General features: G+C 53.3%; 19 protein-coding genes. 1 reads left to right on the forward strand and 18 read right to left on the reverse strand.

From position 1 onward, the window contains the following. Nucleotides 1–89: 89 nt before the first annotated feature. The 12 genes from ACIPF8_RS23045 to ACIPF8_RS23100 form a co-directional block, all read right to left on the reverse strand. Nucleotides 90–404 carry a hypothetical protein gene (locus ACIPF8_RS23045; RefSeq protein WP_400425855.1) on the reverse strand — a complete coding sequence of 105 codons (315 nt, stop codon included), beginning with the start codon at nucleotides 402–404 and terminating at the stop codon, nucleotides 90–92. 101 nt (nucleotides 405–505) lie between these two features. After that, on the reverse strand, nucleotides 506–1,390 hold the full coding sequence (locus ACIPF8_RS23050) for an ADP-polyphosphate phosphotransferase (RefSeq protein ID WP_400425962.1): 885 nt from the start codon (nucleotides 1,388–1,390) through the stop codon (nucleotides 506–508). 51 nt (nucleotides 1,391–1,441) lie between these two features. Then, nucleotides 1,442–3,013 (reverse strand): oleate hydratase, encoded by a 1,572-nt coding sequence (locus ACIPF8_RS23055; RefSeq protein WP_400425857.1) that lies wholly within the window; start codon nucleotides 3,011–3,013, stop codon nucleotides 1,442–1,444. An 86-nt stretch (nucleotides 3,014–3,099) separates the two neighbouring features. Beyond that, entirely contained in the window at nucleotides 3,100–4,137 is a 1,038-nt protein-coding gene (locus tag ACIPF8_RS23060) for a zinc-dependent alcohol dehydrogenase family protein (RefSeq protein WP_400425859.1), read from the reverse strand. Between the two features lie 115 nt (nucleotides 4,138–4,252). Further along, on the reverse strand, nucleotides 4,253–4,744 hold the full coding sequence (locus tag ACIPF8_RS23065) for a DUF1269 domain-containing protein (RefSeq protein ID WP_400425861.1): 492 nt from the start codon (nucleotides 4,742–4,744) through the stop codon (nucleotides 4,253–4,255). Between the two features lie 81 nt (nucleotides 4,745–4,825). Continuing rightward, entirely contained in the window at nucleotides 4,826–5,476 is a 651-nt protein-coding gene (locus ACIPF8_RS23070; protein WP_400425863.1) for a BON domain-containing protein, read from the reverse strand. Nucleotides 5,477–5,612: 136 nt separating this feature from the next. Next, nucleotides 5,613–6,113, reverse strand: coding sequence for a DUF1269 domain-containing protein (locus ACIPF8_RS23075; protein ID WP_400425865.1), 501 nt, complete (start codon nucleotides 6,111–6,113; stop codon nucleotides 5,613–5,615). An 82-nt stretch (nucleotides 6,114–6,195) separates the two neighbouring features. Then, nucleotides 6,196–7,020: a Crp/Fnr family transcriptional regulator gene (locus ACIPF8_RS23080; protein ID WP_400425867.1), complete on the reverse strand. Its 825-nt coding sequence runs from the start codon at nucleotides 7,018–7,020 to the stop codon at nucleotides 6,196–6,198. A gap of 203 nt (nucleotides 7,021–7,223) precedes the next feature. After that, on the reverse strand, nucleotides 7,224–8,420 hold the full coding sequence (locus ACIPF8_RS23085) for an acetate/propionate family kinase (RefSeq protein WP_400425869.1): 1,197 nt from the start codon (nucleotides 8,418–8,420) through the stop codon (nucleotides 7,224–7,226). Nucleotides 8,421–8,765: 345 nt separating this feature from the next. Further along, nucleotides 8,766–10,454, reverse strand: a complete 1,689-nt coding sequence (aspT, locus tag ACIPF8_RS23090; protein WP_400425871.1) for an aspartate-alanine antiporter — start codon at nucleotides 10,452–10,454, stop codon at nucleotides 8,766–8,768. After that, the gene (locus tag ACIPF8_RS23095; RefSeq protein ID WP_400425873.1) at nucleotides 10,451–11,881 is read right to left on the reverse strand and encodes a glutamate decarboxylase; all 1,431 of its coding nucleotides are present in this window, start codon (nucleotides 11,879–11,881) and stop codon (nucleotides 10,451–10,453) included. The genes aspT and ACIPF8_RS23095 overlap by 4 nt, the downstream gene beginning before the upstream one ends. A 228-nt stretch (nucleotides 11,882–12,109) precedes the next feature. Beyond that, nucleotides 12,110–12,832 (reverse strand): Crp/Fnr family transcriptional regulator, encoded by a 723-nt coding sequence (locus tag ACIPF8_RS23100; RefSeq protein ID WP_400425875.1) that lies wholly within the window; start codon nucleotides 12,830–12,832, stop codon nucleotides 12,110–12,112. Nucleotides 12,833–13,145: 313 nt separating this feature from the next. Here ACIPF8_RS23100 and ACIPF8_RS23105 point away from each other — a divergent pair, with 313 nt between their 5' ends. After that, nucleotides 13,146–13,796 (forward strand): BON domain-containing protein, encoded by a 651-nt coding sequence (locus tag ACIPF8_RS23105; protein WP_400425877.1) that lies wholly within the window; start codon nucleotides 13,146–13,148, stop codon nucleotides 13,794–13,796. A gap of 41 nt (nucleotides 13,797–13,837) precedes the next feature. On the opposite strand, the gene ACIPF8_RS23110 is transcribed toward ACIPF8_RS23105, so the two are convergent. From ACIPF8_RS23110 to ACIPF8_RS23135, 6 genes are all read right to left on the reverse strand, one after another. Next, entirely contained in the window at nucleotides 13,838–14,818 is a 981-nt protein-coding gene (locus tag ACIPF8_RS23110; RefSeq protein ID WP_400425879.1) for a L,D-transpeptidase, read from the reverse strand. Nucleotides 14,819–14,989: 171 nt separating this feature from the next. Continuing rightward, nucleotides 14,990–15,973 (reverse strand): zinc-dependent alcohol dehydrogenase family protein, encoded by a 984-nt coding sequence (locus ACIPF8_RS23115; protein ID WP_400425881.1) that lies wholly within the window; start codon nucleotides 15,971–15,973, stop codon nucleotides 14,990–14,992. Nucleotides 15,974–16,122: 149 nt separating this feature from the next. After that, entirely contained in the window at nucleotides 16,123–18,060 is a 1,938-nt protein-coding gene (dnaK, locus tag ACIPF8_RS23120) for a molecular chaperone DnaK (RefSeq protein ID WP_400425883.1), read from the reverse strand. A gap of 81 nt (nucleotides 18,061–18,141) precedes the next feature. Then, nucleotides 18,142–19,176 (reverse strand): alcohol dehydrogenase AdhP, encoded by a 1,035-nt coding sequence (gene adhP, locus ACIPF8_RS23125; protein ID WP_400425885.1) that lies wholly within the window; start codon nucleotides 19,174–19,176, stop codon nucleotides 18,142–18,144. Nucleotides 19,177–19,493: 317 nt separating this feature from the next. After that, nucleotides 19,494–20,942 (reverse strand): NAD(P)(+) transhydrogenase (Re/Si-specific) subunit beta, encoded by a 1,449-nt coding sequence (locus ACIPF8_RS23130; RefSeq protein WP_400425887.1) that lies wholly within the window; start codon nucleotides 20,940–20,942, stop codon nucleotides 19,494–19,496. Between the two features lie 9 nt (nucleotides 20,943–20,951). Then, on the reverse strand, nucleotides 20,952–21,338 hold the full coding sequence (locus ACIPF8_RS23135) for an NAD(P) transhydrogenase subunit alpha (protein WP_400425889.1): 387 nt from the start codon (nucleotides 21,336–21,338) through the stop codon (nucleotides 20,952–20,954). Nucleotides 21,339–21,349 lie beyond the last annotated feature (11 nt).

The raw sequence follows: 21,349 nt of genomic DNA on the forward strand, positions 1-21,349 counted from the left end.
GAAAACTTATCCACAGAAATAATATGAATTACGCATTAACAGGGTGGGGCAGATTTCGATGAAAACAGTGGGGCAATTTTAAGCAATCTTCAACAACCGTCTTCTGCTTCGATGGTGGAACCGCTAATATGGCTTAAGCTTTTCAACATGGGGTAACTCCTTGAATCAGGACCAGAATAAGTTGCTTGATAGGTTTGCTTCAACTTTCGCTCTAACAAAGACTCAAATGCCTCTCCCCTATCGTAGGCGTCGAGATATTTTTCTTCGTCGCCATCGATCTGCCAAGTGCGACTGTCTAATTCGGCTTTCACGATTTTCGCCTTGATTGCTTCAATCTCTTCTTGCTTTCTCATAGCTGGCCTCATCTGTCGGGTCACGAAATCGGTGAAATTAAACAGCGGCATTGGAAGTTCCTTGGATTTGGCGTACTGGAAACGTCTCCGTTTGCAATAGCCGTTACGCCAAATGGCGTAAGCGATGCCTCTCAGAAAACTTGCCAATCAGATCACGGCGTATCACGGTCTTTCTCGAGCTGCTTGCGCACCGATTGCAATTCCTGTTTGTGCTTACTACCCGTTTTTGGATATTTCATTTTGAGTTCCTCGAGCGTATCGAGAACGATTTTCGACACAATCAGTCGCGCATTTTGTTTATCGTCGGCGGGTACGACATACCAGGGCGTATCGCGCGTGCTGGTTGTCCCGAGGCACTCTTCATAGGCCGTCATGTAATTTGCCCAGAATTTTCTCTCTTGAATGTCTGCAGCGCTGAATTTCCAATTTTTATCTGGTTCATCAATGCGTTGAAGAAACCGCTTTCGCTGTTCATCCTTTGACATATGGAGGAAAAATTTAATGATGCGCGTTCCATTACCGCGGAGATGTCTCTCCAGATTCGTGATTGAACGATAGCGATCGCGCCAGATTTCCTTGTCGTCGCGCGGAGCATCTACTATGCCTTCTCCCCGAAGAATCTCGGGATGGACACGCGCGATCAGCACTTCTTCATAATATGATCGGTTGAAAATCCCTATCCTGCCGCGCTCCGGAAGATCTCGCGTGGTGCGCCAAAGAAAATCGTGTTGCAGTTCAGCGGGACTTGGGTGTTTGAAACTGAACACCTGGCAACCTTGCGGATTGACTCCAGACATCACATGCTTGATGGCGCCATCCTTTCCAGCGGCATCCATCGCCTGGAAAATAAGTAGTACGGCATAGCGATTGGAGGCGTAGAGAAGCTGCTGTTGTGAGCTTAGTTGCGTAACGTGCTCTTCAAGCAGCTCTTTATAGTTTCCCTTTGACTTGTAAACAGGTTTGATGATCGTCGGCCACTTCTTGAGATTGACCTCATCACCTTCCTTAACGCGAAAGTCATTTGAATATATCTTCATCATGCTTTTCCAATTGGCGCGTAGTCACACCACCTCAGGACGAGAAAATTTTCACTTAAAGGCCTTGATCAATGCTTCAAGCTGGGTGCGAATCGATTTATCGTGGGGCTGGATGACAGGTATCTGTCGATCGAGGCGCAACAGTTGGTAAACCGCGATTTGCGCCGCTCGTATTGAATATTCAACGGTAAAAACGACCTCGTCGGGTATTTCTACAAATTGGCTAATAAAAGCCAAATTTCTCGATCCAAGTGGTTTCGGCAACGGCCTGTCACCGCGCGTGCGAGGCATGAACATGCTGGTAATGTATGGCATTTTGCTTGGTATGCAAATTGCCGATTCGACCGTCTCCAGATCGAATCCAAGATGTCCACACAGTTCGCGCAGGATTTCTGCACCATTGCAGTCGCTCATTGGTTTGGCGACGAAATTCCCGATCCGATCCGGATGCAGTGCGTAGCCCCAAAATACTTGCACGTCATGTGGTTGATTTTGAAAATGTGGCTGGTGCGGCAGCACGATGGACATCAGCCAGTTTGAATCCTTAAATGTCACCAGACCGCCGGTGCCTGGAACATTGCCAGTAAATTGAAGCATCTGATCAAAGAACATCGGATGCTTCAGCGTAACGGTAAATGATTCCCAAAAAGACTGAGCAATACAGCTGCTGAATACGGCTGGACTGCCAAATTCCGGTCTGTCCTTCGCCAATTTTTCCCAAAGCGCCCAGCCGCCGCTATCCTTTTTGCTTAATTTCTCCGGCGCAGTCGTCATGGAGCCAAGACTGGATGCATCGGTCATCGATGCATTTTGGAAAAAGACAAAATCATCGTTCAGCACTTCTATAAATTCAGATTTCCCATCTCGACGGCAGTGAATACCCGTCACAGAAAACATGCCATTCGTTGACGTGCTGTCAAAATCCGTCACCAGACAATCCGCGACAAAATGAACACCCTGCCCTTCAAGCCAGCTTTGCAACGGACGTACCAACGAGTCATATTGGTTATAGATAGTGCGTTTAACGCCGGCGAGGGTATCGATGCGCGCAAACTCAAGCATAAAACGGTGCAGATAGCGTTTAAATTCAACAGCGCTGTGCCAAGGCTGAAAGGCGAAGGTGGTCGACCACATATACCAAAATTCCGTGTCGAAGAATGTCGGCGACAACCAGTCGGTGATCCTGTCGTTTCCGAGCTCACCCTCTTCGGCATTGCTCAGCTTAAGCAATTCCATCCGATTTTGCATCGAAAACCCCATCGAGCCGACAGGGACTTTGGAGCAGCAACGGTCTACCAGGCGCGCCATGGAATTGGCCTGGTATTTTTCATTGAATTCAACGGTTTCATCAAACACAGTTTTGTTCTTTGAATTCAAGGACGGGATCGACTTGAAAAGATCCCAAGTACATTCGTAGTTGTCGGTGGTGAACATGCGACCGCCTCGCATGGAATATCCGCTGTCCGGACTTCCGGCGGCGTCGAGACTTCCTCCCGGCACAGGAGACGCCTCAAGGATTGATATATCAGCCCCCAGCACGCCGCCGTCTCGGATCATGAAAGCAGCTGCCGCCAGGGATCCTATACCACCCCCGACCAGATACGCTTTGACTCTCTTGTTCATTGGAAGTTACCAACGCATTGACTGCACATGATTTAACTCTTTTTAAATTTGTTACATCGCATGAATGTATATTGCAGTCGAATCAACTACATCTCGATGATCACCTTCAGCGCTTTGGTTTCTGCGGCTCGGCCAAAGGTGTCATAAGCGTCGAGAATACGGTCGAGTTTGAAGCGATGGGTGATGAGGCGGGTCGGGTCGATCTTCTTCGACTGCACGGTCTTCAGCAGCATCGGCGTCGTTACCGTATCGACGAGACGGGTTGTGATCGCAATGTTCTGAGACCACAAACGCTCCATGTGCAAATCGACCTTCTGCCCATGCACACCTATATTTGCGATGATGCCTCCTGGACCGACCAGGTCCTGGCATAGCAGAAAAGTCGCCGGCACGCCGACAGCTTCAATCGCTGTATCTACGCCACGGCCACCGGTGAGTTTTTTCACTGATTCGGCCGCTTTCCCATCTGCACTGTTGATCGTCTGTGTGGCGCCAAACTGGCGCGCTACCTCAAGGCGGTTATCATCAAGATCGATCATGATGATCTGTGCAGGAGAATACAGTTGAGCCGTCAGCAATGCGGCAAGGCCAATTGGCCCGGAGCCTACAATTGCCACCGTCGAGCCTGGCTCCACCTTACCGTTGAGCACGCCGCATTCGAAACCTGTCGGCAAAATATCGCTCAGCATTACCAGCGCTTCCTCATCGGCGCCTTCCGGAATCGGATACAGGCTGGTATCCGCATGCGGCGTACGGACATATTCCGCCTGCGTGCCGTCAATCTCGTTGCCAAGAATCCAGCCTCCGGTTGTGCAATGAGAAAACATGCCACGGCGGCAGTATTCGCATTTCCCACACGAAGAGATACATGAAATGAGCACACGATCGCCGGATTTGAATGCAGTCACACCGGCCCCGACCGAGTCAACGATGCCAACCCCTTCGTGTCCAAGAATACGACCAGGAGCGCAGGTGGCCACGTCGCCTTTGAGGATATGCAAGTCAGTGCCACAGATGGTCGTCTTCACCATTTTAACGATAGCGTCGCCGGGCTCCTTGATCTCGGGCTTGGGGCGATCTTCAACCGATTTCAGACCGGGGCCGCCGTAAACAAATGCTTTCATCATTTTTCCTATTCAATCAAACTGGATGCTGAATTGGCGTGAAGCGAACGCGAACAGAAACCTGCCTGGCTTCACGCATATTTCGGCGGCCTTGCCTGTCACTTTCCCGCAGTTCCTAGACTGTTGCACTCGCCAGTACAGCACGCGCTTTCGCCAAATCGTCTGCATTGCCATGGACAGTGAGAACGTACTTGTCGGCTTTCAAGGCAGTTTCATATTTGATTACTTGATCTTTGGAGGCGCCGGTTTGCATCAATGCGGCGCCGAGGGCTGAAACACCGCCAACGACCACAGCACCTTCAAGAACCCCTATCAGCGTTGCTACCACAGGCCCCGCCATCACCATAAGGCCTAATCCGGGTAGAAAAAAAACTGCAGGGGCGAGCAGCAAGCCCCATACACCGCCCCAGAAGGCGCCAATGCCACCCCAGGTTTTTACTCTGTCTCCAGTTGTATAAAATCCGACTGGATGTTCTTCGGTGTGATAACCCTTTCCCACCAGTGACAGCTTCTTTACGTCGAAGCCAGAGCGATCCAGCCAACGAATGGCCTCGTCTGCTTCGGCATGTGTGTCATACACATAAAACGGCAAATTATCTGTTTCCATGATGCTTCCTATTTAAAGAAGGAAAAATCTCTTCCTGTTTGATATCAGAGTACGAATTGCAGCTCCAGCTGCCGACATCTTTTAGATGACGACGATGTGGTCCACGACATTTCGCACACCAGGCGTTCCCCAAGCGGCGTGTCTCGCCGAGTCGCGTTCAGACAGGCTGTGCGCGGTGCCAGTCAGCGTCACATCGGCATCTTTAATAGCGACCAATATCTTGTCGGCATCCATGTGGGCGCGTCGCTTCAACGCCGATTCGATTTCCGATTTGACGGCGCTCAGTAAAACTCTTGGCTTGATCACAATCTGATTGCTGACGCCCGTTACACCCATCAAATGTCTAACTGCACCCAGGGCAGCTTGCTTTTGATAGTCCCAATCGACTTCGCCGGAGAGTGTGATCCAACCTTTTTCAACGACGACCTCGACCGAATCGTCCGGTAAATAGGTCATCCACGCCAAGACGTTTGCTGCCGAATGCGCGATATCCGCGTCGTCGCGCTGACTCGATCCTGGTAGCGCAACGTCCAATTTGATTGCCAACGCCTTAACGCCGGACACACGTTGGGCCGCACGCTCGGCGTCCCATTTTTCCGAATAGCTGCTAACTTTCCCTTCCAAAGTGACAATGCCTTCCTTTACTTCAACGCCAATCTGCGCTGCGTTAACCGATGGCTCCCATTTAAGCTCCGCGAGGACATCCCTTTGAATTTGTGTGTCGGTTTTCATATTTATCCTTCACTTTATTTATCGAACTTCAAGCATGCTCAGCATTTGATGACGCGTCCGTTCGCTGCAACACTTAAGGGAAAATCTGGAAATGTATTGATCGATGCTTTCTTATGACGGCAGCAAACCGATGTAGCTAGGCTATCCACAAGGTACGGGTAGCCATGACCGCACGCGCTAGCGCCATCTCTTCTGCATTACCGTGGACCATGAGAATAAATTTACCGGCCTTCAAGGCAGTCTGGTACTTGCCTGCCTGCTCTTTGCTGGCGCCGACTTGGCGCAGAGCTACGCTCAAAGCTGAAGCGTCGTCCACCCTCACCTCTCCTTCCAGAGCAGCCATCAGTTCATTGACGATAGGGCCAGCCATAGCTATCAATCCTATGCCGGGCAGGTAAAATACTGCCGGCGCCAATAGCAGACTCCAGATACCATCCCAGAGCACGGCGACGCCGCCCCACGCTTTTATCTGACCTGCTGTCGTATAGAAGCCGATCGACTGTTCTTCGGTGTGATAGCCCATCCCGATCAGCGACAGCTTCTTGACATCGAATGCAGCGCGGCGCAGCCATTGGATTGCCCGTTCCGCTTCTGCATGAGTATCAAATAGGTAAAACGGTGAATTTTCTATTTCCATGATATTTCCTGGATATATGCAAGGAACGGTCGAGGTCTCCCCAGATCAAAAGTCCGGATTTGCGATCCGGAACGGCGCTGGCTTACGTGGCCAATCCGGCAGGAAGCAAACGTTCGCATTCGCATCTGACGACCGCATAGCATTCGCAACTACGCGCCTCCAGGGCTTGCCGGTCCAGCACAGAGATATGGCCGCGGGCATAACTGATCAAGCCGGCCTGTCGCAAACTTCGCGCCGCCTCGGTAATTCCCTCGCGCCGCACGCCAAGGGCGTTGGCAATCAGCTCTTGTGTTATCGCAAGATGGTTATCTTGTAGACGATCCATGCTGAGCAACAGCCAGCGGCACAGTTGCTGGTCGACGGAGTGATGGCGATTGCAGACTCCGGTTTGCGCCATCTGGGTAATCAGCGCCTGGATATAACGCAACAGCAAATGCAGCACCGGGCCGCCAAGGTTGAATTCCTCTTTCATGGTCCTGGCCCGCAGGCGATAACCCTGTCCGGCGCTTAGCACCACGGCCCGGCTTGGCGTCGATTCACCGCCCATGAACAAAGAGATGCCGACAATACCGTCGTTGCCGACTCCGGCGATTTCAGCCGAACCGCCGCTTTCCAGCAGATACAACAGGGAGACGATGGCGCTGGTGGGAAAATAGACATAATTCTGTATACTTCCTGATTCATACAGCACCTGCCCTAAAGGCATATCTACTGCCTCCAGATGCGGCAGCCAACGCCGCCAGATGGAATCCGGCAAAGCTGCCAGCAAATGGTTCTTCCTCGGATCAAGGCGCACAGGATGCTGCTCGGCCGGAGCAGGATAATGCGCATCGAGACATTGCTTCACCACGCCACCATGCAGTGCAGCGCTGGTGTCACGCATTAATCCCGCAGTTCTAGTATCCATGCTCATTCCGCGTGCGGCATCTTGCCGCTTTCATCTTGTGGATTATCGGGATACATCCCGCTGTGGCTGTCTTCCGGATAGGTATTTGTCTGACCGACAGGAAGCTTTTTGCCCACCTACAGGCATGCATCTCACGCTGCAGGTCCGGCGTGAGCGTGTTATCCGAGCGCTGGGGGTAGTCCATTTTCACAAGAACGTCCTTCTCAGTTAGGCTGCCCCAGAACACGATATGCGTCCTGTGCAATCATCGATTCTTCATCGGTAGCGATTACCCGTACCGAAACAGCGCTCGCGGCCGATGAAATGAGGGCTGCGCCGGCCTGGTTCGCAATCTCATCGATATCAATGCCGATAAAGCCCAGCCCGTTGCAAATTCGAGAGCGGATCTCGGCCGCGTTTTCGCCGATGCCGCCGGCGAAAACCAAGGTGTCTAGGCCTTCCAAAACGCCTGCCAGTGCACAAATCCATTTTTTGGCTTGATAACAAAACAGCGCCACCGCTTCGGCTGCGCGGACGTCTTCCGTCTGGTGCTTCAGCAACTCCCGCATGTCCGAACTGGTTTCCGAAATACCCAGCAAGCCGGCTTCATGATTGATCATGTGATGAAATTGCCCGGCACTCATTTTTTCAGTGCGGGCCAGGTACCACGCGACGCTGGGATCAAGGTCGCCCGAACGGCTGCTCATCGGCAGACCGCTGGCTGGTGTCAGGCCCATGCTGGTATCCATGCTGTTACCGGCATGTACCGCAGTGACGCTGGCGCCACTGCCAAGATGGGCGAGAATTACGCGGCCTTGCGCGGCATCGATGCCGGCTTCCTGCTCCAAGGCTTGTATCAGATAAGCGCAGGACAAGCCGTGAAAACCGTAGCGGCGGGCGCCCTTGGCCTGGTAGCGACGGGGAATTGGCAGCAACTGCGCCAAGCGCGGCATATCGTGATGGAATGCGGTGTCAAAGCAGGCGATCTGCAGCAAATCCGGGAATCTGCGATGAAATGCTTCTGCCAGTAAAATCTCTTCCGGCAAATGCTCCGGATCAAACTGACTCAGCTGATGCAACTCCACGATCATCTGCTGAGTAATGCGCTGCGGCTGCCAATATTTGGCGCCGCCGTGCACAATCCGGTGCGCTACCGCGGCCAAGCCGCCGTCTGCCACGCGATCGGCGATCCAGTCCATCAGCAATATCACCGCCGCAGTGTGATCAGGTACAACTGCCGGATGTGAAAAATTGTCCTCCAGGCTTTGGCCTTTGACGACGAAAGCTCCCTGGGGCAGCCCGATTCCTTCAATTCGCCCCTCAAACAGGCGCCTCGCCAAATGATCCGCTCCAAACAAGGCAAATTTGATGCTGGATGAGCCACCATTGATTGTCAGAACGTTTGCGTTAGCAGGCTTCATGCTATGTACATAACCTTTACCGTGACGGTAGGCGCGGCCACATTGAGGACCTCAGCCAATACTTTGCCCGAGGCCTGAGCGCCGTGGGTCGCAAGTAAAATCTGGTGCATGGTATTTCCCGGAAAAGACCACGTGGCTGTTTGAAGGTTATCCCGTGCCAGCGATCAACCGCTGCAAAACGGATACCTTTGTTCGGTAGTTGGCAATCTGTAAAACACTGTATATGGATTAGCCGGCGGCCGGCAAGGAGCAATCCATGCAAGATTGATATAGGTCAAACCTCGTGCATATAAAGATCCAAGGCGAGAAAGCATCTTCCAATAGTTTTAATGATCCGAAATTCGCTCACTTCAACAGCATTACAATTACCATCCCCCAAATTGTCAGCAATGTGTTGCCCACTGCGTAGGTAACCGTATAGCCGAGCGCAGGGACCTGACTCTTTCCCACATCGCAGACCATACCCAACGCCGCAGTTGTCGTACGCGCCCCAGCGCAACATCCGAGCACGATCGCCGGATGGAAGCGGAATATGTATTTCCCGATATAGATACCGAGTATCAGCGGCACGGTAGTGGCGAAAATACCCCACAAGAACAGACTGACGCCTAGCTGCTGCAAACCGGCCACGAATCCGGGGCCGGCGGATATTCCGATCACCGCAATGAATACGTTCAGGCCCAACGAATTCATGAACCAAACCGTAGCTGGCGGGATACGGCCAAAGGTCGGATGCACCGAGCGCAACCAGCCGCAGACCAGGCCTGCTATCAAAGCGCCACCGGCGGTGGATAGAGTCAATGGCACCGAGCCAATTTTGAAAGTCAGTGCGCCAAACAAAGCACCCACCGTAATACCCGCAGCAATAAATGCGACATCGGCTACAGTACTTGGGCGGTCCGCATAGCCCATGGCCTTGGCGGCGGCAGTCGTGTCCTGCACCCGGCCGGTAATGGTCAGTATGTCGCCACGATGGACCTGAGTCTGCGCCAGCACAGGAATGTCCGTGGCGGTGGCGCCGCGAGTGATCTTGCGCAGGAAGACGCCATGTGCTGCAACCTCGTGCGCCAGCTGAGCCAGGGTTTTTCCGTCCACATCCCGGCTAGTGACGTACACATCGACGCCCTCCACCGGCATCGACAGCAACTCGGCGTCGTCGACCTCTTCCGCAGAATGTTCGACAACGTTGACAAGTAAATCACGTCGCCCTGCCACCGCCAGGATATCTCCCGCCTGGATAGCGGTGGCAGCACGGGCCTCCTCGATCTTCCCAGAGCGCCGCAAGCGTTCGATGAATATTTGTGCCGGCCCCAGCATGGCCTCAGCTTCAGCTGCGGTCTTGCCGGTAAGCTTGCTGCCCGCCGCCACGCGAAACGCTCGTGTCTCGTACTGATGCCAGGCACTGCCTTCACCTCCGGTCGCCGGTGCGCCGCCCATGGCTAATTCATAGGCTTTGCATTCGACCGCCAGATCCACCCGTAGCAGGCGCGGTCCCAATATCGACAGAATCAAGCCTGAGCCGACCGTACCGAAGATATAGGTGACTGCATATGCCACCGGAATCGCATTGAGCAAGGCTTGCGTCTTATCTGGCGTAAGGCCGATCTGATTGATGGCGTCAGTGGCCAAACCGATAGAAGCTGAAAGCGTTTGTGAGCCGGCGAACAGCCCGGCTGCATAGCCAACATCATAGCCGGCCAGGCGTGCCGCCAGATAAGCGGCGCCAAGAGAAAGCAGGCACATCACCACCGCGAATAAAGCTTGCGGAATACCATCCTTGGCGATACCGCGCACAAACTGCGGCCCCACCCCGTATCCTACGGCGAACAGGAAAATCAGAAAGAAGATGGATTTGACGTCGGCGGAAATGTGTATGCCCAACTGACCGATCACCACCGCGGCGATCAGTGTCGCCGTCACCGCCCCCAGGCTAAAGCCTTTAAAGCTTTTGCCGCCGACGTAGTAGCCGACCGCAAGCGCCAGCAGAACAGCGATTTCTGGATGCGCCTGCAGGGTGACGGTAATCCAGTTCATCGCAGGCTCACTTTTTTCATCGGTTCGCCGCTATGGGTGAAGGTGGTGCCCTCTTCCGCGCTCTGTGGTTTGGTAGGTGGATGCTTCTGCAAGTAGTCGATCGAACGCCGGGTGTCTTCCATCAGCATGTCGGCCATGTCACGGCTAAAGCCATGCCGGATCAATACCCGCATCACCACTACCTCGGTGATGTTGGGTGGCATGGTGTAGGCCGCAACCTGCCAGCCGCGTACACGCAGGCGATCCGATAGATCGAACAACGAATAGCCAGGCTGTGCACCTTCCTTGATCACCCAAGAGATGGCGGGGATGCCTTTGCGGCTATCGCCGTCAAAAAACAGCTCAAATGGACCCAGCTTGGAAATCTCGCGGCCGATGTACTGCGCGGTGTCGTAACCGCTTTGCACGATGCGCTGGTAGCCTGCCTGGCCGAGTCGCAAAAACAAGTAATACTGCGAGATGATCTGGCCTGCGGGGCGTGAAAAATTCAGGGCGAAGGTGGGCATATCGCCGCCCAGGTAGTTGACATTGAAAATCAGTTCTTCCGGCAGATCACTGCGGTCGCGCCACACCACCCAGCCGACGCCCAGCGGCGCCAGTCCATATTTGTGTCCGGAAGCATTGATCGAACGCACGCGCGGAATGCGGAAATCCCACATCAGATCCGGCTCTGAAAACGGCGCCGTGAAGCCGCCTGATGCAGCATCTACGTGCATTGGTATGTCTAGCAGTTTGTCGCCAGCCAACCGGTCCAGCGCCGCGGCTATTTCGGCTACCGGTTCATAGTGGCAGGTAAAGGTAACGCCGAACGTCGGCATGACGCCGATGGTGTTCTCGTCCACCCGTTTCATGACCTCTTCCGGCGTCATGCCCAGACGTCCGCGTTCGAGTGGAATCTCGCGTAGCTCGACATCGAAATAGCGGGCAAATTTGTGCCAGCAGACCTGAACCGGGCCAGTCACTATATTTGGTTTGTCGGTCGGCTTGCCTGCAGCCAGCATGCGCTGGCGCCATTTCCACTTTAAAGCCAGACCGCCTAACATGCATGCTTCACTCGACCCGGTAGTAGAACAGCCGATGGTATCGGCTGCTTTGGGAGAATGCCAAAGGTCGGCCAGGATGTGGACACAACGGCTCTCGAGTTCAGCGGTGGCAGGATATTCGTCCTTGTCGATCATGTTTTTGTCGAGCGACAGATCCATCAACTGATGCACTTCCGGATCCAGCCAGGTCTGGCAAAATGTCGCGAGGTTCTGCCGCGCATTTCCGTCGAGGAAAAGCTCGTCTCGTACCAGTGCGAAAGCCACATCCGGCCGTAATTCTCCCTCTGCCATGCGATATTTCGGAACCGAGATATTGGCCGCCTGCGTGCCATAGATATCTGCGTCCAGCGAAGGGCGTGCGTCCTCTTGACGATGAAGTGCCATGCGTTTCTCCTGGTATTGATGCCGTTGGTTGTGCGATTAATCGCTTGTTCGCACGGCAGAGAATGGGCGCAATAACATCATGCGTCTGTGGGTTATCCCACTTAAAGATTTTTAGAAGAAAATAATTGGAATATGCAATCTGGTTATTGAGAATTTTGCTATCGATATTTGAATACTGTTAAGTCGCTCCAACTCGCGCCCCCCTTCAGCATTCTCAACTCTCTTGCGCTAAGTCGCCAACTGGGCGGGCAGCAGACGGTCAGATTCCTTCTTTACCACGGCGTAGCATTCGCAAACACGTTTTTCGAGGCCCGGACGATCCAGCACTTTGATGCGCCCCCGGGCATAGCGAATCAAGCCGGCCCCCTGCAAGCGCAGAGCTGCTTCGGTAACTCCCTCGCGCCGTACGCCCAGCATATTGGCGATGAGTTCCTGCGTCATCATGAGATCGTTGCTATGCAAGCGATCAAGGCTCAATAGGAGCCAACGGCATAGTTGCTGATCCAGCGAGTGGTGTCGATTACACACTGCTGTCTGAGCCATTTGCGTAATCAACGCCATGGTGTATCGCAGCAACAAATGCATGACAGGGCCGGAACGGGCAAATTCTTCTTTAATCACGCGTTCTTTCATCCGAAATCCAATCCCGGCGCTCTGCACCACTGCCCGGCTTGGCGTGGACTCCCCTCCCCCCATAAAGAGGGAAATACCGACAACCCCCTCATTGCCTACAACTGCAATTTCCGCAGAAGAACCATTTTCCAGGAGATACAGAAGCGACACGATAGCGGTGGTTGGGAAATAGACATGCTTCATAGGCTGTCCCGTTTCGTGCAGAACCTGGCCAAGCGCTAAATCAATCAACTCAAGATGGGGTAACCAGCGCTGCCATTCGGCATCCGGCAATGCCGCTAGCAAGTGATTTCTTTTTGGATTTTTAGAGATAGGCATTGTGAAGCCTTTCGAGACGGTTACCTGCTGAATTGCGAAGATCAACTCTTGCGCTGTAGGACTTGAGTGTATAAGTCTATTGATTGCGCTTATGTACGATAGCGAACAAACAGAGTGAAAAGAATTCATTTCGAATACAAAGAAGCGCCGTATAACAACCGTTAAAAGGGAAAATTGAATCGAAAATTAAAATGTGGGCAGTGACTGGTAAATCTATTTTTGTAGTATTTTTCGCATAAGTGGGACGACGTACAGACCCAACAGCGCCAAGAAAGCATGGTAGCAGTCCAATCTCATCCCCTAAAGGACAGCCATGAAGACCGATATAGCATTGCAGAAGGACGTCATTGCAGAGCTGAGCTGGGATCCGTCTGTCAAATCGGCGAGAATCGGTGTTGAAGTTGAAGACGGGATAGTGACCTTGGCTGGGCATGTAAGAAGCTATTCGGAAAAATGGGGCGCAGAGCGCGCCGCTTGCCGTGTACTGGGAGTAAAGGGGCTGGCAATAGAAATAAGCGTTGTTCTTCCCGGATCCAGCGAGCGAAATGATATCGATATTGCCCGCGCAGCAGAAAATATTCTCCAATGGCAGACCTATTTGCCGCAAAACTACGTAAAGGTAATGGTTGAAAATGGCTGGATCACGCTAACGGGCGACGTTGCGTGGCATTATCAGCGCGATGCCGCTGAGGTGGCCGTTCAAGACTTGATGGGTGTGAGAGGCGTGAGTAACCAAATCACGTTAAGGCCAAGAGTAGACTTAAAAGCAGTCAAATCCGATATCGTGACAGCCTTGAAAAGACGCGCCGACGCCGATGCCAAAAGCATATCGGTTGAAATTCAAGGAACCGACGTGACCTTAACCGGAACCGTTCACAGCTTGTCGGAACGCGACTTGGCCAAGCATTCGGCTTGGAATACCCCGGGCGTTCGGAACGTGACAAACAACATCATCGTCAACTGACGTTGTTGATCTCATACCTGATATTTGGCGGGATCGCCAGGTCAACGCCACTTAGGTAGCGGCGACCAGTCAGGCCGTATTTTTCGCTCTGAATCGACAACCACTAAATAGCGCCCCGGAGACAACGTAGGTGTGCTGTCTTTGCGGAGCACCCAAGGGTGAGTTCCGACTGCGACCAATTCCTCATAATCCTGATCAAGTAAGGCATGGCGGTCAACGAAGTCATTTAGTGCCGCAGGAATTCGCACACAGCCTTCAGACTGCGCGGTACCTAGACGCGGTGCGGCCAGAGCCGGGTCGGTAGAATGCATCTGCAATCGCAATACGCCCATCGCTCCGTCACCCCAGCCTCGGGGAGCATCGACCCAGCCGAAATCATATACCCGCATTCCTTTAATTCCGTAGCCCCGAAAACCAAGTTTATTCTTCGTTCCTTCGGCCCGAAAATCCGGATTCGCCATGGAATGACTGAATACGCCCAAAGGAGTGACAAAGTGCTCGTACCGACCAGGCAAGCCGGTGGATACAGGTGTTGCGCCGATAAAGTTCCAGCCATGTTCTGCGGAGCCCCAATACAACAATGCTGCTTGGACGCTGGGACTGCGATCAACCAGGACAATGAATTGCGGCGCGGCAATCTGCACTTTCGCTGTATCAAGGGCTTCTTGCAAGCGCACGGCATAGGCAGTGCGTTCGTCTTGCGGCATCAGTAGCAGCGGTGCGACGTCGTGTTGGAAGTCGGATGCCAGTGGAACGTTACTCGACGCTCCCGTGGCACCTGGCGCAGACGGCAGGCTGAGCGCCGATGCACTCCAGATAAACCCAATTGCCGCACCTACAGCCAGCATGGCAAGCTTGATTAAGCCGCCACCTCGTGCATCTTTCAGGTTGTTTTTTGTAAGCACTGTTGACGGTTCTACCCATGCGATATCCAATAGATCCGCACTTTGCATCGCCATGGCGGGAATGAGGTTTCTCTGTGTTTTTGTTGGCCGCAGAACGCCGATGGAGATAGATGTCATGTTTCACATCATGCCTGCCCACTAGGTGAAATGTCCGTGCGCTAACCAACTCAGCAAAATATTTCTGCGATTTTTAATGTGTATTTTTGATGGACAGATCAATCCAAACAAGATTTCCGCTGTGCCCAGTAAATAGAATTTGGTTTGTGAATGTGCTTGCTGACACAACAGTTATGGCACCAGCACGGCTGCACCGTGAAATTTTCCGGCACGAAGATCCGCCAAAGCCGTGTTCGCGTCTTGTAGAGAATAGCTGGTAACCTCAGTGACTATCCCGATTTGTGGGGCAAGCCGCAAGAAGTCGAGGCCATCCTGCCGTGTGAGATTGGCCACCGACAGAAGCTTTCGCTCTCCCCATAGAACTGAATAAGGGAAACTTGGAATATCGCTCATGTGGATACCGGCACAGACCACCACTCCACCTTTATGCACCGCTTTCAATGCAGCAGGTATGAGATTTCCCGCGGTGGCAAAAATGATGGCCGCATCAAGTGCTTCGGGCGGCACCTGGTCCGATCCCCCAACCCAAACAGCGCCTAATTTTTTTGCGAACGCCTGAGTGGCCAGATCCCCGGGGCGCGTAAAGGCAAACACGGAACGTCCCTGCCATTTGGCGATCTGCGCCACAATATGTGCTGACGCACCGAAGCCGTACAGACCAAGTTTCTTCCCGTCTCCAGCCATCGACAACGATCGCCAGCCTATCAAGCCGGCACAAAGTAATGGCGCAAGCGCAACGTCACTACCCGTCTCTCCTAGCGGAAACGCGTAATTCGCATCAGCAATTACCGAAGTGGCGAAACCGCCATCGCGCGTATAACCGGTGAAGAGCGGGTGATCGCAAAGATTTTCTCGCGCGCCCAGGCAATAGGGACACTTGCCACAAGTGTGGCCAAGCCAGGGAATGCCTACTCGCTCCCCCATGTGCAGTCCAGCTACATCTTGGCCAATGGCATCGATACGACCAACAATCTCGTGGCCCGGGATGATCGGCAGCAGCGGATCAGGCAATTCGCCGTCGATCACATGCAAATCGGTGCGGCAGACGCCACAGGCCTTCACTTGCACACGAATCTGGCCGACACCGGGCAAGCGGTCCGCCAATTCGGTCCAGATCAAAGGAGATTTCAACTGCGTCAGCACCATTGCATGCATGGATACCCCCATAAATTACACCCAATTGACTGCGGCCCTGTTCGCAGCAAGCTGCAGTGCTGGCCTTGTCCACCAACGTCATCGCAGCCGGGGTCGCTCGCGCCGTACTTATCGCATGCATCTCACATCCCAAAACATTGGTAGAACCGTTATTTGCCGACCTCTTTGAAATCAGCCTCAACCGTATCGGGATGCTCGTCCTTAATTTCCGGCTCACTGTCTTGGTGTTGAGTCTTGGCGCCACTGCTCGCGGATGATTGTTCCCGTGCTTTTTCTTGGATACGGTCTTCCATTTTCTTGACCGCGCTTGACAATGCCTCGCTCTTGCCGTCAATCGCACTCTTGTTGCCGCCCTCAAATGAGGATTCCAGATCGGTAATGAGCGCCTCCAATTTTCCCACTTCGCCTGGATCGAGCTGTTTGCCATGCTCGGACAAGGACTTGCGACTTGAATGTACCAAGGCATCAGCCCGATTGCGAGATTCACTCAATGCGACCAGTGTTTTGTCGGCATCGGCATTGATCTCGGCATCTTTGACCATCTTCTGGATTTCTGCCTCAGTAAGCCCGGAGTTGGCTTTGATGGTGATCTTGTTTTCTTTGCCGGTGGCTTTGTCCTTGGCGCCTACATGCAAGATACCGTTGGCGTCGATATCGAAAGTAACTTCGATCTGCGGCGTGCCACGGGCCGCCGGTGGAATGCCCTCCAGATTGAATTCTCCGAGGGCCTTGTTCCCTGCCGCTATTTCTCGCTCACCTTGAAACACTTTGATCGTTACGGCAGGCTGGCTATCATCCGCTGTCGAAAATATCTGGCTGAATTTGGTTGGAATAGTCGTGTTCTTTTGAATCATTTTGGTCATCACGCCGCCCATGGTTTCGATCCCCAAGGACAGTGGCGTCACATCCAGCAACAGTACGTCGTTGCGATCACCCGACAACACTGCGCCCTGAATCGCGGCGCCAACCGCAACCGCTTCATCCGGGTTGACGTCCTTGCGCGGATCCTTACCAAAAAATTCCTTTACCTTTTCCTGCACCTTGGGCATGCGAGTCATACCGCCGACCAGAATGATATCGTCGATGTCGGCAACTTTAATGCCGGCATCAGTAACCGCAATGCGGCAGGGATCGATGGTTTTTTCAATCAGATCTTCGACCAGCGATTCCAGCTTGGCCCGAGTTATTGTCATGTTCAAATGGACCGGAGCACCATTTGCCATCGCAATATAAGGTTCATTGATGTCCGTTTGCTGGGTTGACGACAATTCGATTTTTGCGCGTTCGGCGGAAGCCTTTATCCGTTGCAATGCAATGGGATCTTTTTTTAGATCCAGGCCATTGATTTTCTTGAATTCATCGATGATGTAATCGATGATACGTTGATCGAAGTCCTCGCCACCAAGAAACGTATCACCGTTGGTCGACAAAACTTCAAACTGTTTTTCGCCACCGTTAGCAGCAATCTCGATAATCGAAACGTCGAATGTGCCGCCGCCAAGATCATAAATCGCGATCTTGCGATCCCCGCTCTGCGTCTTGTCCATCCCGAACGCCAAGGCGGCCGCAGTCGGTTCGTTGATGATGCGCTTGACATCCAGACCGGCGATACGACCCGCGTCTTTGGTTGCCTGCCGCTGTGCATCGTTAAAATATGCCGGCACTGTGATGACTGCTTCCGTGACCGGCTCGCCCAGGTAGTCTTCGGCGGTCTTTTTCATTTTGCGGAGCACTTCGGCAGAAATCTGCGGCGGCGCCAGTTTCTTGTCCCGGACGTTGATCCATGCATCCCCATTATCACCTTGGATGATCTGAAAAGGCATGAGGCCGATATCTTTCTGCACTTCCTTGTCTTCAAATTTACGGCCAATCAGGCGCTTCACCGCGAACAGCGTATTTTTTGGGTTCGTCACGGCCTGGCGCTTTGCCGGCGCGCCAACCAATATTTCTCCATCCTGCTGATATGAAATCACCGATGGCGTAGTACGCGCACCTTCAGCGTTCTCGATCACTTTTGGAACACCATTCTCCATGACGGAAACGCACGAGTTTGTTGTGCCCAGGTCGATGCCAATAATCTTGCTCATGATGTATTTTCCTTGCTTTCTTAAGAACGCATATCTGTATGAATGGCAACTATTTCATTGCATTGTTTTGTTATATAGGGCCTAATTTTTCTCAAAATCGATGACCACGCGAGATGGAACTTCGCCATGCTCCAAGCGCTCAAAAATCTGGTTGATGGCAGACAGCGGTTGCAGCTCAATATCGGCCTTGACCTTCCCATCCGCCGCAAAAGAAAGTGCTTCTGCCATGTCTTGACGGGTGCCTACGAACGATCCGCGAATAGTGATGCAATTCGCCACGACGTCGAAAAGCGGAACAGGAAATTCGCCCGGCGGCAACCCGACCAGGACGCAGGTTCCCAGCTTCCTGGTCATCGCAACCCCCTGCTTGAAAGCACTAAGCGATGGTGCGGTAATCAATACGCCGTGGGCGCCGCCGCCAGTTTCCTGCTTCAGGATTTCGGCAGGTTCGCAATTTTTTGCGTTGATAATCAAATCTGCACCAAGCCGTTTGGCGTGCTCAAGCTTGCCGTCATCAATGTCGACTGCGCAAACTTTGAGTCCCATTACTTTTGCATATTGGACTGCGAGATGGCCAAGGCCACCGGCGCCCGAGATTGCAATCCACTCTCCAGGATGAACGCCAGCTTCCTTGATGCCTTTATAAGTCGTGACACCGGCACAAATAATAGGAGCCGCTTCCTTCGCCGATAAACCGGCCGGTATGTGAGCAACGTAGTTGGGATCCGCCAGAATGTATTCCGCAAAGCCACCGTTTTGCGTGTAGCCGCCGAACTTGGCATCGGCGCAGACTGTTTCCCAGGCCTTCAGGCAATACTCGCAATGGCCGCAGGCAGAATACAGCCAAGGCACGCCTACCCGATCGCCCTCCTTGACCTGGGTCACGCCGGCGCCGATCGCAACCACCAATCCGATGCCTTCATGCCCTGGTATGAAAGGGAGCTTTGGCTTCAGCGGCCAATCTCCACGGGCCGCGTGCAGGTCGGTGTGACACACACCGCATGCTTCAGTTTTTACGAGAATCTGACCTGCGCCCGGAGAAGGAATATCCCACTCCCTCAGCAGCAAGGGCTTTCCGAATTGTTCAACAACTGCGGCATGCATTTTTTGCGTCATGATTTGCTCTCGTTTCTGATTAAGGCAGATGAAATATTGCTACCGTCAATGCTTATGCGGCGGCGGTTCCCAGGGCCTGTTGGCAATTAATTTGGGAGATGCGTTCAGGCTAAAACGTGTGCTGGCAAGGCGCGTGGCGTAGCTGGGGCTGAAGCCCCAGCAAGCCATGCAACGCGGCCGGCGCACGTTTTAACCTGAACCCTTCGGGAACGGCTGCAGGCGTCACATGCTGTTGTTGTGCCTCCTTGCCGAAGCACGGCTACGTCGCGTCGTCGCGCCCAGGCCTGTAACGCCTGCCGCGCGTTCGCACTCACAAATTAATTGCCAACAGGCCCTAGTCCTCTTACGGCCTCAATCATCTTGATCAAGACAGCTTGCGCATCGCCATATACCATGTTGCAGTTTTCGCCATAAAACAGCGCGTTGACGATGCCGGCATAGCCACGGCCCTCCCCGCGCTTTACCACATAGACTTGTTTGGCCTGGTCGACATTGAGGATAGGCATCCCGAAAATCGGCGACGATTTATCGGTGCGTGCAGCTGGATTCACGACATCATTGGCGCCTATCACCAGCACCGCGTCAGTGTGGGAGAACTCGTCATTAATATCTTCGAGCTGAAAAATCATGTCATAGGGCACGTTCGCCTCGGCCAGCAACACGTCCATCTGGCCCGGCATGCGTCCGGCAACCGGATGCACTGCAAACTTCACCTTCACGCCTGCTGCTTGCAATAATTTGACAAATTCATAGAGTTTTTGCTGTCCGTGTGCGACCGCCAAACCATAGCCCGGCACAATGATCACAGTACTGGCATAGCGCATGAAGATCCCGGCGTCGCCGGCATCGACAGGTTTCAGATCGCCTTTGATCGCCCCCGGCTTGGCCTTGACGATTGCACCGAAATTGGTAAACACCACATTACTCACAGATCGGTTCATCGCCTTGGCCATCAACAGCGTAAGCAGTAAGCCCGCAGCGCCAACTACCATGCCGGCGATCATCAGCGCAGGATTTTGCAGCACGAATCCCTCCAGGCCAACCGCCAGTCCGGTGAATGCGTTATAGATCGAAATCACCACCGGCATGTCAGCGCCACCAATCGGCAACGTCATCAGCACGCCAAACACCAGCGCACATGCAAAGAACAGATAAATCAGGTCGGACACAGGCAGCAGCGGCACGCTCCCGGTTTGTGTCAAAAATACGATGTAACCACCTACGGCCAATGTTGCCAGCATCATCAAGCCATTGAGAATTTGCTGTCCTTTTATCCGTAGCGGATGTTCGATGACTCCGTCAAGCTTGGCCCAAGCAATCAAGGAACCTGATAGCGAGACGGCTCCAATGAGGGCGCCGATCAAAGTAATGCTCAATGCGGTGACTCCCTGGGCTTGATTGCTCAGCAGCTCTACCGCTGCAATAGCCGCTGCGGCGCCGCCTCCCATGCCGTTGTATAGCGCAACCATCTGCGGCATGGATGTCATTGCCACCTTCTTGCCGCTCCACCAGGCAGCACCGCCACCGATAACAAGCGCTGCGATGGCCAGTCCAACATTTACTGGCAGATGCGGCAGAGCTGCCGCCCTGACAGCGAATACATAAAGAAAGCTCGCTACGATTGCGGCTAACATGCCGATCCCCGCCACGAAAATCCCGGACGGTGCGGTCACCGGAGAAGACATGCGTTTGAGGCCGTATATCAATAGAAAAGCCGCCGCCAGGTCAATCGCGCCAATCGCCAGTTGAGCAAGCATGGAGAGCATGGTGATTCCTCAGGCCTGCTTGGAGCGGTTGGTTTTTTTGTGACCAGACTTATGCGCCGCATTTTGGGCGGTTGTATGGGCTATCTTACGGCCGGGCTTGCCGGCACTCGGCTGAAACATCGCCAACATGCGGTCCGTGACCGCATAGCCACCTGCGGCATTGCCCGCGCCAAGCAACACGGCAAAGAAACCAATCACCTGTTCTTGAGTAGTACTCGCATTGAGTAATGCAAAAAGAGCGCCCACAACCACAATGCCATGGACGAAATTGGAGCCGGACATCAGAGGCGTGTGGAGAATAGCCGGGACACGACCTATCACCACCCAGCCGGTAAAGGCCGCCAGCATGAAGATGTATAAAGCGACAAATCCGGTAATACTTGTCTGGAAAGACATCGAGATCTCCT

The sequence above is a fragment of the Collimonas sp. NPDC087041 genome (assembly GCF_044745265.1).
Lineage (GTDB): Bacteria > Pseudomonadota > Gammaproteobacteria > Burkholderiales > Burkholderiaceae_D > Collimonas.